This is a genomic window from Paenibacillus sp. CCS19, assembly GCF_033239625.1.
Classification (GTDB): Bacteria; Bacillota; Bacilli; order Paenibacillales; family Paenibacillaceae; genus Paenibacillus_T.
The window spans coordinates 1-14,875 of sequence record NZ_BTCK01000006.1 but is presented as its reverse complement, the minus strand read 5'-3'; the positions used below and the strand labels follow the sequence as shown (position 1 = coordinate 14,875).

The 14,875-nt window shown below is 49.9% G+C and carries 12 protein-coding genes; 11 read left to right on the top strand and 1 reads right to left on the bottom strand.

The window, feature by feature from the left end:
- Nucleotides 1-6: 6 nt before the first annotated feature.
- From SBI19_RS06815 to SBI19_RS06765, 11 genes are all read left to right on the top strand, one after another.
- Complete coding sequence (locus tag SBI19_RS06815; protein WP_317966295.1) at nucleotides 7-1,077, top strand: AI-2E family transporter; 1,071 nt, start codon at nucleotides 7-9, stop codon at nucleotides 1,075-1,077.
- A gap of 417 nt (nucleotides 1,078-1,494) precedes the next feature.
- Nucleotides 1,495-4,128 (top strand): alanine--tRNA ligase, encoded by a 2,634-nt coding sequence (gene alaS, locus SBI19_RS06810; protein ID WP_317966293.1) that lies wholly within the window; start codon nucleotides 1,495-1,497, stop codon nucleotides 4,126-4,128.
- Between the two features lie 51 nt (nucleotides 4,129-4,179).
- Nucleotides 4,180-4,443, top strand: coding sequence for an IreB family regulatory phosphoprotein (locus SBI19_RS06805; RefSeq protein WP_317966291.1), 264 nt, complete (start codon nucleotides 4,180-4,182; stop codon nucleotides 4,441-4,443).
- Between the two features lie 120 nt (nucleotides 4,444-4,563).
- Complete coding sequence (gene ruvX, locus SBI19_RS06800; protein WP_317966289.1) at nucleotides 4,564-4,980, top strand: Holliday junction resolvase RuvX; 417 nt, start codon at nucleotides 4,564-4,566, stop codon at nucleotides 4,978-4,980.
- Nucleotides 4,981-4,988: 8 nt separating this feature from the next.
- Nucleotides 4,989-5,291, top strand: a complete 303-nt coding sequence (locus SBI19_RS06795; protein WP_317966287.1) for a DUF1292 domain-containing protein — start codon at nucleotides 4,989-4,991, stop codon at nucleotides 5,289-5,291.
- A gap of 44 nt (nucleotides 5,292-5,335) precedes the next feature.
- Nucleotides 5,336-5,641, top strand: coding sequence for a DUF1292 domain-containing protein (locus SBI19_RS06790; RefSeq protein WP_317966285.1), 306 nt, complete (start codon nucleotides 5,336-5,338; stop codon nucleotides 5,639-5,641).
- Nucleotides 5,642-5,718: 77 nt separating this feature from the next.
- Nucleotides 5,719-6,837, top strand: a complete 1,119-nt coding sequence (mltG, locus tag SBI19_RS06785; protein ID WP_317966283.1) for an endolytic transglycosylase MltG — start codon at nucleotides 5,719-5,721, stop codon at nucleotides 6,835-6,837.
- 159 nt (nucleotides 6,838-6,996) lie between these two features.
- A complete protein-coding gene (locus SBI19_RS06780; protein WP_317966281.1) occupies nucleotides 6,997-7,938 on the top strand; it encodes a peptidase U32 family protein in 942 nt (313 codons plus the stop codon).
- Nucleotides 7,939-7,963: 25 nt separating this feature from the next.
- Entirely contained in the window at nucleotides 7,964-9,226 is a 1,263-nt protein-coding gene (locus SBI19_RS06775) for a peptidase U32 family protein (protein ID WP_317966279.1), read from the top strand.
- Nucleotides 9,227-9,419: 193 nt separating this feature from the next.
- Nucleotides 9,420-11,606, top strand: coding sequence for a methyl-accepting chemotaxis protein (locus SBI19_RS06770; protein WP_317966277.1), 2,187 nt, complete (start codon nucleotides 9,420-9,422; stop codon nucleotides 11,604-11,606).
- Nucleotides 11,607-11,952: 346 nt separating this feature from the next.
- A complete protein-coding gene (locus SBI19_RS06765) occupies nucleotides 11,953-14,016 on the top strand; it encodes a methyl-accepting chemotaxis protein (protein ID WP_317966275.1) in 2,064 nt (687 codons plus the stop codon).
- A gap of 70 nt (nucleotides 14,017-14,086) precedes the next feature.
- Here the strand turns inward: SBI19_RS06765 and SBI19_RS06760 are convergent, their stop codons facing one another.
- Nucleotides 14,087-14,500 carry a hypothetical protein gene (locus SBI19_RS06760; protein ID WP_317966273.1) on the bottom strand — a complete coding sequence of 138 codons (414 nt, stop codon included), beginning with the start codon at nucleotides 14,498-14,500 and terminating at the stop codon, nucleotides 14,087-14,089.
- Between the last annotated feature and the right edge of the window lie 375 nt (nucleotides 14,501-14,875).

Sequence of the window (14,875 nt, the reverse complement as noted above, 5' to 3'; positions counted from 1 at the left end):
TACGCATTGGAACGATTTACGAATAATCGCGTGTTTCGAATGCTCATTTATCTCATACTCGCACTTATCGCGATTTATATGCTGCTGCAGCTAAAGCCGATTTTCGTGCAGATTTATACGTTTCTGAAGGCCGTCTTGGCACCATTCTTCATTGCGATGATTATTTCCTACGTGCTTAACCCGGTCGTATCGATGCTGACCGATCGCAAGATGCCGCGCACGATCGCCGTGCTGCTTATTTACGCTGTATTCTGCGGCGCGCTGACCGTCATCTTGATGAATATGATTCCGATGCTCATCAAGCAGGTGCAGGAGCTCAATGAGCACGCGCCGGAGCTGACGATTCGTGCGAAAAGCCTAGTCGATAATCTCAATAACAATTCCATGCTGCCGGAGAGCATCCGGACAGGCATTAACAATGCGCTGTACAAAATGGAAAAGAAGCTGTCGGAGTCACTCTTTGACTTCGTGAACAACATAGGCGCGATGGTGAACGTCGTGTTCATTATGTTCATCATCCCATTCCTTGCCTTCTATATATTGAAGGACTTCGAAGTATTCGAGCGGACGGTTATTACTTATGTGCCGAAGAGTCATCGTCACCAAGCGATGCGTCTGCTGAAGGATATCGATGCTGCGCTTGGCAGTTACATACGCGGGCAGTTTCTCGTGTGCTTCATTATCGGCGTTCTGGCTTACATCGGCTATTGGATCATCGGTATGCCGTACCCGCTGCTGCTTGCGGCGATTGTCGCGATTACGAACGTAATTCCTTATCTGGGTCCGTTCTTCGGCGCTGCTCCAGCATTATTGATGGCGGCTACCGTATCGGTCAAAATGATGATCTTCGTCGTTATCGTCAATACGGCGTGCCAAATCCTTGAGGGCAATGTCGTATCGCCTCAGGTAGTCGGACGAACGCTGCACATGCACCCTCTGTCGATCATTCTCGCTCTGCTCGTCGGCGGCGAGCTTGCAGGCATTGCCGGGATGATTCTGGCGGTTCCGATTTTCGCCGCATTAAAGGTGATTGTGCAGCATATTTTCGCCTACTATGTGCGCAGGAAGACAATTTGACAGAGGTTGACGGCAGCAGTATACTCTAGACAAGTATGTTTATTAGTATATTTGTCGAAATCCGTGATGAAGTCGAAGTATGCCATAGCCCGTCATTCAGAGAAGGATACCCTTCGCGCGACAAGCGCGATGGCTGTGAGGTTCCCGTGGCGAAGAATGGTTGAAGCTGTCTTCGGAGTGTGAACGAACTTCACCGGCAGGAACCGTTATCTTCCGATTAAGGCGATCGTCTATTATTGGTGCAGCGCACACATGGACGATAACCAGGGTGGTACCGCGAGTTTCTCGTCCCTGTTCTGAACAGGGGCGTTTTTTGTGTAAATATAAGACTTTATAAGTTTTCTACTTATACGTAAGCTTATATTTTCACCGGAATACAGAAGGAACATTATCGTTGATTTGGGAGGCCGTATATTTATGAAAGCTAGTGAAATTCGCTCCAAATGGCTTGCTTTCTTCGAGAGCAAAGGACATCATATCGAGCCGAGCGCATCGCTCGTGCCGCACAACGACCCATCGCTTCTATGGATCAATGCAGGCATGGCGCCGCTCAAGCCTTATTTTGACGGACGCGTAAAGCCTGAGAACCCACGGATTACGAACTCGCAGAAGTGTATCCGCACGAACGACATCGAGAATGTTGGCAAGACGCGTCGTCACCATACGTTCTTCGAAATGCTCGGCAACTTCTCGATCGGCGATTACTTCAAAGAAGAAGTCATTACGTGGGCATGGGAGTTCCTGACGGACAAGAAATGGATCGGCTTCGATCCGGAGCGTCTGTCGGTAACGGTTTATCCAGAAGACGAAGAAGCGTTCAAGTATTGGAATGAGAAAATCGGCCTGCCTGCAGAGCGCATCTACAAGCTGGACGAGAACTTCTGGGATATCGGCGAAGGGCCTTGCGGTCCTTGTACGGAAATCTTCTACGACCGCGGCGAGAAATACGGCGATCTGAACGATCCAGAATGCTGGCCTGGCGGCGAGAACGAGCGTTTCCTCGAAGTATGGAACCTCGTGTTCTCGCAATTCAACCATAACAAGGACGGCAGCTATACGCCGCTTCCGAACAAAAATATTGATACAGGCGCAGGTCTCGAGCGTTTCGCATCGATTCTGCAGGACGTTGATTCGAACTTCGACACGGACCTGTTCCGTCCGATTATCGATCGCACTTGCGAAATCGCAAACGTTCAATACCATGTGAACGAAGAGCATGACGTTGCGCTCAAAGTTATCGCAGACCACATTCGTACGGTAGCATTCGCAGTAGGCGATGGCGTACTTCCATCGAACGAAGGCCGTGGCTACGTAATCCGTCGTCTGCTTCGCCGTGCGGTTCGTTACGGCAAAGCGCTGGGCGTGGATCGTCCGTTCCTGTTCGAGTTGACGAAGGTCGTCGGCGACGTAATGGGCGTGTACTACCCGGAAGTCGTGGAGAAACGCGAGTTCATCGAGCGTGTAATCCGCACCGAGGAAGAGCGTTTCCACGAGACGCTGTCCGACGGTTTGACGCTTCTTGCTGCATTGGTTGAACAAGCTCGTAATGCAGGCAGCACTGAGATTAACGGCGACGATGCATTCCGTCTTTATGATACCTACGGATTCCCGTTCGACCTGACAGAAGACTATGCAGCCGAGAACGGCTTGACGGTCGACCGCGCAGGCTTCGATACGGCAATGGAAGCGCAACGCGAGCGTGCTCGTGCAGCTCGTCAAGATACGGGCGGCATGAACGTACAGGGCGGTCCGCTGTCTGAACTGACGGACAAGACAGAGTTTGTCGGCTATACGGAGCTGACGGCTTCGGCCAAAATTACAGCAATCGTGCACGAGGATTCCCTCGTTGATCTTGCTGGCGCAGGCAGCCGCGTGCTGGTGCTGCTCGACCGTACGCCTTTCTATGCAGAAAGCGGCGGCCAAGTAGGCGACCGTGGTGTCATCGAAGGCGACGGCTTCGTTCTGAACGTCGAAGACGTTACGAAAGCGCCGCACGGTCAACCGGTTCACCATGCGGTTGTAGCAAGCGGTACCGTACGCGCAGGCGAGGCTGTTCAAGCTTCTGTGGCACGCGATCTGCGTGATGATATCATCAAGAACCATACGGCAACGCACTTGCTGCACAAAGCGCTCAAAGAAGTGCTCGGCGACCATGTCAACCAAGCGGGCTCCCTCGTTAAAGCTGACAGTCTGCGCTTTGACTTCTCGCATTTTGGTTCGATCACAGAGGAAGAACTGGCTGACATCGAGCGCCGCGTCAATGCTCAGATCTGGCTAGGTACGCCGGTCGTAATCGAGAGCAAGCCAATTGCAGAAGCGAAAGCAATGGGCGCAATGGCGTTGTTCGGCGAGAAGTATGGCGACGTTGTTCGCGTTGTACAAGTCGGCAAATACAGCATCGAGCTGTGCGGCGGCATTCACGTCGGGAACACGTCTCAGATCGGAACATTCAAGCTGATCGGCGAGAGCGGCATTGGCTCCGGCGTACGCCGTATCGAAGCTGTCACAGGACGTCATGCGTATACGTACATGGAAAGCCAATTCGATCTGCTCAAGCAAGCTGCTGGCCTGCTCAAGTCGAATACAGCAGACGTCCCTAAACGCATTGAAGCGCTGTTCGGCCAAGTGAAAGAGCTGGGCCGCGATAATGAATCGCTGCAATCCAAGCTGAGCCGTATCGAAGCGGGATCGCTGACGGACAAAGCGAAGACGGTTGGCGACATTACGGTATTGACGGCAGAAGTAAGCGCACCGAGCATGGATGCGCTTCGCGGCATCGCGGATGAGCTGAAATCGAAGCTGCCATCGGCGGTTATCGTGCTTGGCGCTGTACAAGAAGACAAGGTCAATCTGGTTGCATCCGTATCGCCAGATCTCGTGAAGAAAGGTCTCAACGCCGGCAAGCTCGTCAAAGAAGCTGCAACGCTGTGCGGCGGCGGAGGCGGCGGTCGTCCAGATATGGCACAAGCAGGCGGCAAGGACGCGTCCAAGCTGGCTGACGCATTGAAACTTGCGGAAGAACTAGTTCTTGCGCAAGCAAATGTGATATAGTAATAATTGACACTGCAACATATAAAGCGGTTTCCAAAGTGAGGTGCTGGGATGAACTCGATGGACAAAACGATGAAATTCGACGTCAAGGCGGAAGGATTGGAAGCGTCCGCGCAAGAGATTTTGCTTCAAGTGCATGATGCGCTGTTGGATAAGGACTACAATCCAATCAACCAGATTGTCGGCTACCTGTTGTCCGGGGATCCCGCATACATTCCGCGGCACAACAATGCTAGAAGCTTGATTCGCAAGAAGGAACGGGACGAGTTAATCGAAGAGCTTGTACGATTCTACTTGAAATCCAACAAAGCATAAATAATTCACTGCTTATGAAGTTTGGATTTCACCAGAATGAAACTCATTGCGCCGTTTAAAAGGACGGCGTCCTCGTTTCACCTTGAAGAAACATAAATAGACGGGAGCCTGGCACAACGTATGCGGATTATGGGTTTGGACTACGGCGACCGCAACATCGGCGTTGCAGTAAGTGATGCCTTCGGCTGGACAGCGCAAGGCACAGGCGTCGTGCAGCGCAAACGCGAAGGCGGCGAGTTCGACGAAATCGCTGCCCTCGTGAAGGAACACGAAGTATCGGAAGTTGTGGTCGGTCTTCCGAAGAACATGAACGGTTCGATCGGACCACGTGGTGAAATTTGCATGGCATTTGCTGAGGAATTGAAGCAAAAGCTAAACTTACCTGTTCACCTATGGGATGAGCGGTTGACGACGGTGTCTGCGGAGCGAACGCTGCTGGAGGCTGACGTCAGCCGGAAAAAACGAAAGCAAGTCGTGGACAAGTTGGCTGCGACGTTCATTTTGCAAAATTATCTCGATTCTAAGGCGAAAAGGTGAGGGTGACAATGGCGAAGAACGAAAACCAATTTGAAGAGCCGGAAATCATTTATATTCCGGACGAAGAAGGCAACGAGGAAGAGTTCGAAGTCATTATGAAGTTCGAAGTCGATGGTTCCGAGCACAAGTATATGATGGTTGTGCCGCTGGAATCGGACAATGAGGAAGAAGACGAGGTGTACGCATTCCGTTACGAAGAGGAAGGCGATGACCTTAAGCTGTACACGATTGAAGATGAAGAAGAATGGAACATCGTCGAAGAGACGTTCAATACGCTTCTCGGCGAGTTAGACGAGAGCGACGAGGACTAACGTAAAGTCCGATCGTCTGGTACTGGAAAGGGGAATTGTCCGATATGCACGAAGTTGAGATAGCGCCGCAGCGCGGAACGAAGCTGAAGGATAAATTCGGTAAATTCGTTGAACTAACAAGCGAGGGCGGTTCTGAAGAAGCTTATCGGATTATGTCCGAGTTTCAGTTAGGCAGCCACTATTACGCAGCGATTCAATCGGAAGCGATGCGCGAAGAAGGCGAAGTCGAGATGTTGCGATTGATCGAGAACGGCGATGAGCTGGAGCTCGAGAATATCGAAAACGACGAAGAATGGGAAACAGCTGCTGAAGCATACGATATGCTCTGCTTCGATGATACGAACAGCTGATTAGCTATTACAACCTTATGCTACACGAGCAAGGGCGGCCGACACCGCCCTTTTTCGCGGAAATGGAGGAGCACAAGTTGTCGCAATATCCGCAATCGCACCATGAGGAAGAGGATTACGAACAACTCCCGATCGGCCCGCGCAGAAGCAGAATTACGTTGTGGGTCATTGTATCGCTGCTCGGCATAATGCTGCTCGGCGCTGGAAGCGTTGCACTCTACGTCTGGAATGGCCTCAGGCCGACATCTTCAGGCGATCCGGTTCGGATCGAGGTGAAGAGCGGCACGTCACCATTCAAGCTGGCGGAACAGCTTGAGGACGAAGGCATTATTCGCAGTGCATTCATATTTAAATATTACTTGAAGCTGAAGGACGAGGGGAATCGCTTCCAAGCGGGCAGCTACGACATGACGCCGGGCATGGAGCTGGATGCGGTTATTGCGAAGCTGAATGCAGGCGACACCATTAAGGCAGAGACGGTTAAATTCACCATCCCTGAAGGGTTCACGGCGGTACAGATTGCAGCGAAGCTTGCGGCTGATGGCGTGGTGAATCAAGATGAGATGATGAAGTTGATCGATGAGAATCGGAAGTGGGAAGATATCGACTCCGTGATTGCGATTCCAACTGACAGCAGAGAGCTTCACCATCTGGAGGGATATCTGTTCCCGGAGACGTACGAGCTTAAGAAAGGCGCAACCGCAGAGGAGATTGTGAAGCGGATGCTGTCCGAAACCGACCGTAAGCTCAATTCGGTTGCAGAGCTTGATGAGAAGTTGGAGACCCTGGGTCTTACGCTGCATCAACTGCTGACGATTGCGTCGCTTATTGAACGCGAAGTCGTTGTCGACGAGGAACGTCCGATTGTCGCAAGCGTTATTTATAATCGTATCAAGGACGGGATGCCGCTTCAAATCGATGCGACGATTCAATATTTGCTGGACAAGCAGAAGGAACGTCTCATGGAGAAAGATCTAGAAGTCGAGAGCCCATACAATACGTATTTGAATAAAGGGCTGCCGCCAGGGCCGATCGCAAGCCCAAGCCTGAAGTCGATTCAGGCGGCGCTTAACCCGGATACAACCGATTATTTGTACTACGTAACGAAGAAGGATGGCTCGCAGTCGCACTTGTTCGCGAAGACGTACAAGGAGCATCTGCGCAACATTGACGAGAGCAATAAGACGGCAGGGTAGTAACGATAGCGTACAAGAAGTTGGCAGTTGAAGCTGCTTGTCGTATGAATGATCGACGGACGGGGCATCGCAGCATTTATGCTGTTGATGCTCTTGACGTTTCTATAAGCAGAGTGACTTTGAACTCCTTTCAAAGTCCTGATGTCAGGAGGAGCATGTATGACTGTTAAGAAACCGGAGCTGCTTGTAACGGCATCGGATTTGGATGAGCTTCAGCGATTGATCGCAGCGGGCGCAGACGCGATATTGATCGGCGATTCCCGATTCGGTACGCGAGTACCTGGCGAATTTACGTTGGAGCAAATGGCAGAGGCAGTGTCGATCGCGAAGCAAGCGGATCGCGACGTTCGCATATATGTATCGATGAACAACATCATTGATAATAAGATGGTTGATGATCTGCCTGCATATGTTGCAGGTCTGGAGCGTATCGGCGTAGATGCTGTTACATTCGGCGACCCGGCTGTGCTGATGGCTGTACGCGCCAATGCGCCGAAGCTGAAGCTTCATTGGAATGCAGAGATGACGTCGACGAATCATGATACGGCTAACTTCTGGGGGCGCCGCGGTGCGACCCGTTTCGTATGTGCCCGTGAGCTTAACATGGAGCAAATTGCCGGCATGAAGGCTAAGACTTCGCTGGAAGTTCAAGTTCAGGTGCACGGCATGACGAATATTTATCATTCCAAGCGCTCACTTGTGCAGAGCTATAAGGATTTCAAGCAGCTAGCTGAAGGGGATTCCGCATCGGGCAATCAAGCGGATATGTTCCTAATGGAAGCTGACCGTCCCGATGAGCGTTATCCGATCTTCGAGGACTCGAACGGCACGCATATTATGAGCGCGGATGATTTGTGCATGATCGAGAACCTGCAGGAACTAATGGAAGCGGACATCGACAGCTTCAAAATTGAAGGCTTGATGAAATCCGTTGATTATAATGAAACGGTAGTTCGTTGCTACCGAGCGGCTATTGACGCTTATTGCAACGATCCGCAGCACTATCGATTCCAAGACGAATGGTTGGAAGCCATTCAAGCGAAGCAGCATCCAGATCGCGAGTTAAGCTACGGCTTCTTCTATAAGGAACAGGTATATTAAGTTAAATAAGATTGAGGTGACTGACATGACGAATACAACATCAGAGACAGGACGCAAGCTGACGGGCAAGCGTTATCGACTGGATCGCCCAGAGCTGCTCGCACCTGCGGGCAATCTGGAGAAACTGAAGTTCGCTGTACACTACGGTGCGGACGCGGTTTATATCGGTGGGCAGAAGTACGGTCTTCGCTCGAATGCGGATAATTTCAGCTTCGAAGAGATGCGTGAAGGCGTTGAATTCGCTGCGAAATATGGCGCGAAGGTGTTCGTAGCGACTAATATTTATGCGCATAACGAGGATGTCGAAGGCCTTGAGGAGTATTTGAAAAATCTTGAGGAAGCCGGTATCGCAGCTATTATTGCAGCGGACCCGATCATTATCGAGACGGCGCTTCGCGTTGCGCCCAAGCTCGAAGTGCACTTAAGCACGCAGCAGTCGACGTTGAACTGGCAGGCGGTCAAGTTCTGGAAGGACGAAGGTTTGCCGCGTGTCGTGCTTGCGCGTGAAGCGAGCTTGGAAGAGATTGCTGAGATTAAAGAGCATGTCGATATCGAGATTGAAGCGTTCATCCACGGCGCAATGTGTTCTTCGTTCTCCGGTCGTTGTGTACTGTCGAACCATTTTACCGACCGGGATTCGAATCGCGGCGGCTGCTGCCAATCATGCCGTTGGAAATACGATCTGTTTATCGATGCGGAACAGTTCGAGGATGATGGCGATCAGTTCACGATGGGATCCAAAGATCTGTGCATGATCGAGCACATACCTGATCTTATTGAAGTCGGCATCGACAGCTTCAAGATCGAGGGCCGGATGAAGAGCATTCACTATGTTGCAACGGTCGTTAACGCGTACCGTCAAGCGATCGATGCTTATTTCGAGGATCCAGATAACTATAAGCTGAAGCCAGAGTGGATGGAAGAGATCTATAAAGCGGCGAATCGCCCACTGAATACAGGCTTCTTCTTCGATACACCAGGCGCTGAAGATCATATTTATGGTCCGGAAGATAAAGGCTCTCCGTATGATTTTGCAGGCATTGTACTCGACTATGACGATGCAACAGGAATCGCAACGATTCAACAGCGCAACCACTTCAAGCCAGGGCAAGAGGTAGAGTTCGTCGGTCCGGGCGGCACGTTCTTCAAGCAGACGGTTGGCGAGATAACGGACAAGGAAGGTGTGCAGCTGGACGCTGCGCGTCATCCGCTGCAAGAAATTCGTATGGCGGTTGCACAGCCGGTCAAACGGATGGATATGATGCGCAAACGGATTGGCAAAGCATAAGGTTAATTGAATTAATGTTGATAGGTCTTTATGATCAAGTATGCTTTTCAGCGTACATGGGTCATAGAGACTTATTTTTTTGCAAAATATTCGAAATCACTATTACAAATTGTATAAAAATGTACGATACTAGTAGATAAAGGGCTTTCATGTAGGACGAACGATGCATATCATATGCGGGGGGCTGTTTCCTATGTTGGGGAAATTGAAGAAGGCTAAATCGAAAACGTTTCCGAAAAAAACGAAAGCGCATTCATACAAAACCGAAACAAAGCCTAAAGCTGCACAAGTGAAGACAGAAAGCAATAAAGCTGGCAGCAACAGCCCTAAGCATCGAATGAATTGGATTAACCCGTTCAAGTCCGTAGGCACGACCTTATTTTTGTTCATATTCATCAGTATTATTGCCTGTGTGCTGTCTGTAGGCATTGCGGCGTACAACACCTCGACAGATATTGTACGTGATTATGCTGCTTCAACAAGCCAGGAAACGATTGTTCAGGGTGCAGGCAAGATGGACTCCGTGTTTGAGCAGTACAGCGCGGCAGCTCAGATGTTCATGACGGACCCAGGCTTCCAACAAGAAATTCGTACGCTCCGTTCTTCAAAGGATGACGGGGAGAAAGCGCAAGCAGGCCGGATGATCGATGATCGAGTCATTGCCTTCTGGAAGAACAACCCTGCAATTAGTCGAATCTTTATCATTCCAACGGATGATAAAGGCTCGATGATTACGAATGGCGAGAAGTTTGGTGCCAGTTATATCGAGAAAGCTCGCCAATATGATTGGTATTCGAAAGCGCTTGATGCCAAAGGTAAAGAAGTGTGGATTGAATCGCCGCTGGACGGATTTTATGATATTCCAATCGATCCGTCGATCGGTGTAGCTTTCGCCATGAAAGGCACGATCTCTTCGATACCGCAATATGTCATGTTGATTGAGTTGAAGTTGTCAGCGGTTAAAGAGAAGCTTGGACAGGTCTCGCTAGGCGACAACAGTCACATCGTCATCGTTAATAAGAGCAATCAAATGGTTATTCCGGAGGATTTAAGCCAATATGGACAACCCTCCTCTGTCCAACTGCCTGCAGAGCTTACGGATCGCGGCGTATTCGAAACAACAACGACAGATGGAGAAGAAGTGCTTGCGGTACATAGCAAGTTCACGATGTCGGAATGGCGCATGGTTGGTACATTGCCTGTCGATGAACTGTTGAATGGCGCGGATCGGATTTATCGTTTCACCGTCATCGTGACGATTATTGCAGCAGGCGTTGCAGCGCTGCTAGGTTTGCTGGTCGTGCTGCTGATCGCTCGTCCACTTGGCCGGCTCCGCAACTTGATGAATGAAGGTGAACGCGGCAACCTGATGGTTCGAATGAAACTGAAGCGCAGGGATGAAATCGGACAGGTTGCGCAAAGCTTCAACAGCATGATGGCGGAAATAACGAATCTGGTGCAGCAGACGAGCGATTCCGCACAAGAGGTACTTCAGACGGCAGCGGAGCTGACAGCATCTTCGCATAAGACTGCCGGATCGGCGAAAGAGATTGCTGTCGCAACGGAAGAAATCGCAGGAGGCGCAACAAGCCTTGCTGTCGAAGCGGAACGAGGCAATGATCTGACAACGACGATTCACGAGCAGATGCGGAAGGTGCTTGATGCGAACAAGCAGATGGAATTAGCGGCCGTGCAGGTTGAGCAGGCAGGACAGCAAGGCTCGGAATATATGATGAAGCTTATTCAGAAGACGGGGATGACCGAAGAAATGACTCGCGATATGGTAGGCAAAGTCGATAAACTCCGCGACTCGACATCGTCCATTCGCAAAATTCTCGATGTGTTGAATAACTTGACGAAGCAGACTAACATTTTATCGTTGAACGCTACGATTGAAGCAGCGCGCGCCGGGTCGGCCGGCAAGGGCTTTATGGTCGTTGCGGATGAGATTCGCAAGCTTGCTGATCAGTCTCGTCAATCGATTGACGTAGTCGCACAAATAACCGAAACGATTCAGCTGCAGATCGATGAGACCGTCAACGTGCTTTCGAACGCTTATCCTTTATTCCAAGAACAGATTGCTTCCGTGAAAGAGTCGAATCAGATTTTCCTAACCGTTCAAGGTCAAATGGGAATGTTCGCAGGCAGCATGGAGGCTGTTACGAATGCGATCGCGACGCTCGAACAATCGCAGATTGTGCTTGCCGAGGCGATGAGCAATGTAAGTGCAGTAGCGGAGCAGTCATCCGCAACGTCTGAGGAGGTCGCTTCGCTGAGCAGCGAGCAACTGAACATCAGCGACGGACTCGTTCAGTTGTCGGCTCGATTAGAGGAGGTGTCAAGCCACCTGAAACAGTCGTTATCGCGGTTTAACGTATAACTGAATCACGCGTTCAACGGCCATCCCATTAGCGGATGGCCGTTTTTTAGTGAAATTTTTACAAAACGCTACCTTTTCGAACGTATTTTCGTTGGATATTCGAAATTGAAAATATTTCCTCGAAAAAAGTGTTACAAAAGACCCAGGATTAACCGATATATGAATTACGTATTTATATGTCTATTACATGAGCAGGCGGTGTAAACCATCCATGGTAAAGAAGAACAAGGGGCCGAAATCAGGTAACACAATAGGCAGTGATCAGCAAGAGAGTGGAACTAGCAAGTTGAAGCTTAAAACAATGCCTAAGATCAAGATCAACACACAAGACCTAAGCTGGTCGCGCATGAGTTGGGCAAACCCACAGCGTTCCGTTGGGGCTAAACTGTTTCTGTTTATATTCGTGAGCATTCTTGCGTGTGTACTCGTAGTGGGAACGCTGGCATACAACAAGTCGAAAAGCATTATCCGCGAAAATGCGGCGAATTCGAACTATGAGACGATTCAACAAGCAGCCGGTAAGCTGAAACTGCTGTTCGACAACTATGAGTCTTTAACGCTGCAAGTACTCGTCGATACGTCGATTCAAGAACAGCTAGGCATTCTTCGTGATGACAATACAGCGAAATTCGAAAGCTTCCAAGCGTCGACCAAAATCAACACTATGCTGCAGAAATATATCTTTAGCAATAACTCGATCGCACAAGGATATATGATTCCTTTGAAGGATTCTGCCTACTTTATTGGCAGTACATCATTTGATCAAGAGCTGGCTGAGAAAAGTGAGTGGTTCCAGACGATTAAAGATTCGAAGGGTCAAATCTTCTGGATCGAAACCCAACCTAAAGGTCTTGCAGGGAAATCGGCAGAACCAACGTTTGCGATTGCGCGGCTATTGAAGAATAGTACGACAAGTGAATCGCTCTACATTCTCGTATTCGAAATAAAATTAAGCGCAATTCAAGAAGCGTTAGGCGACATTTCTCTTGGTGATGGCAGTGTCGTCTCCATAGTCGATACGAAGAATCGTTATGTCATGTATCCAGGTGAAGATGGCGCAGCGAAGCTGGGTACGGATGTAGATATAACGCTGCCAGCTTTCGAAGTTGACGGGGATAACGGCGGATCGCTGGAAACTTCAGATGCATCAGGGGAAAGCGTCATCGCTGCTTATTCTGAGGTGAACAGCTCAGGCTGGCGTATTGTAGGCAAAACACCGGTTAATGAGCTGGTCAAAGATGCTAACGCGATCTATGTTCTGACGTTTGTCGTAACAGCAGTGGCGGCTCTTGCGGCTGTTGTAATCTGCTATTTCATGATTCGTATGTTTGCGAATCCGCTCGTTCAGCTCCGCAATCTGATGAACGAAGGCGAGCGCGGAAACCTGAGCGTACGGCTTCATTTGAATCGGAAGGATGAAATCGGACAACTGACCGACAGCTTCAACCGAATGATGTCCGAGATCACTTCATTGGTTGATCAGACGAACGGAACGGCCGATGAAGTATTGGCAACAGCAAGCGTCTTGACGGAGGCGTCGCGGAAGACGGCTGTTTCTGCGAAGGAAATTGCAGTTGCGACCGAAGAAATCGCAGGCGGAGCGACGAGTCTTGCTGTGGAAGCCGAACGCGGCAGCGATCTGACCACGACGATCAATACCCAAATGCAGAACCTGTTGAATACGAATCAATCGATGGAAACATCGGCGTTGACCGTACAGCAGGCGAGCGAGCAAGGGACAAGCTATATGAACGTGCTCATCGAGAAAACGGGCTTAACCGAGCAAATGACGAGAAGCATGGTTGAGAAGGTTGACCGTCTGAAAGATTCGACATCGTCGATTCGTAAAATTCTCGAAGTGTTGAACAACTTGACGAAGCAGACGAATATCTTGTCGCTCAATGCAACAATCGAAGCAGCGCGCGCAGGCGCAGCGGGCAAAGGATTTATGGTCGTCGCAGACGAAATTCGCAAACTCGCCGATCAATCTCGTCATTCGATCGATGTAGTTGCTCAAATCACCGAGACGATTCAACGTGAAATCGATGATACGGTCGGAGTGCTGACTGAAGCGCATCCAATCTTCCAAGAACAAGTATCGTCCGTTAAAGAAACGAACCAGATTTTCATGGCGGTTCAATCGCATATGACGCAGTTCAGCGAAAGCCTCGGCTCAGTGACAGAAGCGATCGGCAAGCTGGATGAATCGCAGTCGGTTCTTTCCGACGCGATGAGCAGCGTAAGCGCGGTAGCCGAGCAATCGTCGGCAACTTCGCAAGAAGTAGCTTCCCTGAGCAATGAGCAGTTGAGCGTCAGCGAAGAGCTTGTTAAGCTGTCCAACCGTCTCGAAGAAGCATCGAACAAACTCCAACAATCGCTCTCGCGTTTCACGACAAAAAGCGAAGCGTAATGTAACGGTATAGACGAAGACAGGTCCTAAATTTTTAGGACCTGTCTTTTTTTGCGAATTGTTGAGTTATCTACTCTCTAACATCATAGCCGACAATCGTTTGAGTTGCAGGGTCGAAATAGATGCCGATTGGCCCTAGGAGCGCATCCAGCTCCGTATTGAATGTAACTTTATAGATCGCATCTGCCTCTGGTTCAACCTTTGTTGTTTTGAGGGGGACCTGACTCCAGTGGGCGATGGTAACTTGCGCTTCATGCCAATCCCCTGTAACGGTTGCTTTCTCTTTCTCGCTCAAGTGATTCCAAGCCACTTCTCTAAGCGCGGAAGCCGTCTCCAGAAAGATCGTCTCCGCATCGGGCAAAGGCTTTACTTCAGGCTTTACATTATTAATATCACTATCACTACAGCCGATTAAGGATGACAAAATGACAATAACAATGGATAGGAGTCCTAATCGATATAGTAATGTTCGTCTCCCGTTCATACCTATCTCCTTCCCAACACTTGCTCGTTCGCAGTCTTATTTCCACAATAAATTGACGGAATCAGGCAAAGCAATGTTGCACAAGGGGCGAAGCCCCTTACCACCACGAACAAGAGTTGTACCACGTAGGGGTACACGACTCTCAGCGCGGAGTAATTAGTATCACCATAAGCCGATCACACGGCTGTTCCGGGGTCCAGGGGACGGGAGTCCCATGGGGTCCTCCCTAACAGGGAGGATTTAGGTGGGTAGAACAATTGGGTTATAAGCGACGCAGTCAAGAATAGGGGGCCAAGGGGCGAAGCCCCTTACCACCTCGAACAAGAGTTGTACCCTACAGGGTACACGACTCTCAGCACGGAGTAACTCAGCATC

Excerpts from the sequence above, each read along its gene's own strand:
- alaS (WP_317966293.1), top strand. The coding sequence starts at position 1,495 with ATGAAAGCTAGTGAAATTCGCTCCAAATGGCTTGCTTTCTTCGAGAGC.
- SBI19_RS06805 (WP_317966291.1), top strand. The coding sequence starts at position 4,180 with ATGAACTCGATGGACAAAACGATGAAATTCGACGTCAAGGCGGAAGGA.
- ruvX (WP_317966289.1), top strand. The coding sequence starts at position 4,564 with ATGCGGATTATGGGTTTGGACTACGGCGACCGCAACATCGGCGTTGCA.
- SBI19_RS06795 (WP_317966287.1), top strand. The coding sequence starts at position 4,989 with ATGGCGAAGAACGAAAACCAATTTGAAGAGCCGGAAATCATTTATATT.
- SBI19_RS06790 (WP_317966285.1), top strand. The coding sequence starts at position 5,336 with ATGCACGAAGTTGAGATAGCGCCGCAGCGCGGAACGAAGCTGAAGGAT.
- SBI19_RS06780 (WP_317966281.1), top strand. The coding sequence starts at position 6,997 with ATGACTGTTAAGAAACCGGAGCTGCTTGTAACGGCATCGGATTTGGAT.
- SBI19_RS06775 (WP_317966279.1), top strand. The coding sequence starts at position 7,964 with ATGACGAATACAACATCAGAGACAGGACGCAAGCTGACGGGCAAGCGT.
- SBI19_RS06770 (WP_317966277.1), top strand. The coding sequence starts at position 9,420 with ATGTTGGGGAAATTGAAGAAGGCTAAATCGAAAACGTTTCCGAAAAAA.
- SBI19_RS06765 (WP_317966275.1), top strand. The coding sequence starts at position 11,953 with ATGAGTTGGGCAAACCCACAGCGTTCCGTTGGGGCTAAACTGTTTCTG.
- SBI19_RS06760 (WP_317966273.1), bottom strand. The coding sequence starts at position 14,500 with ATGAACGGGAGACGAACATTACTATATCGATTAGGACTCCTATCCATT.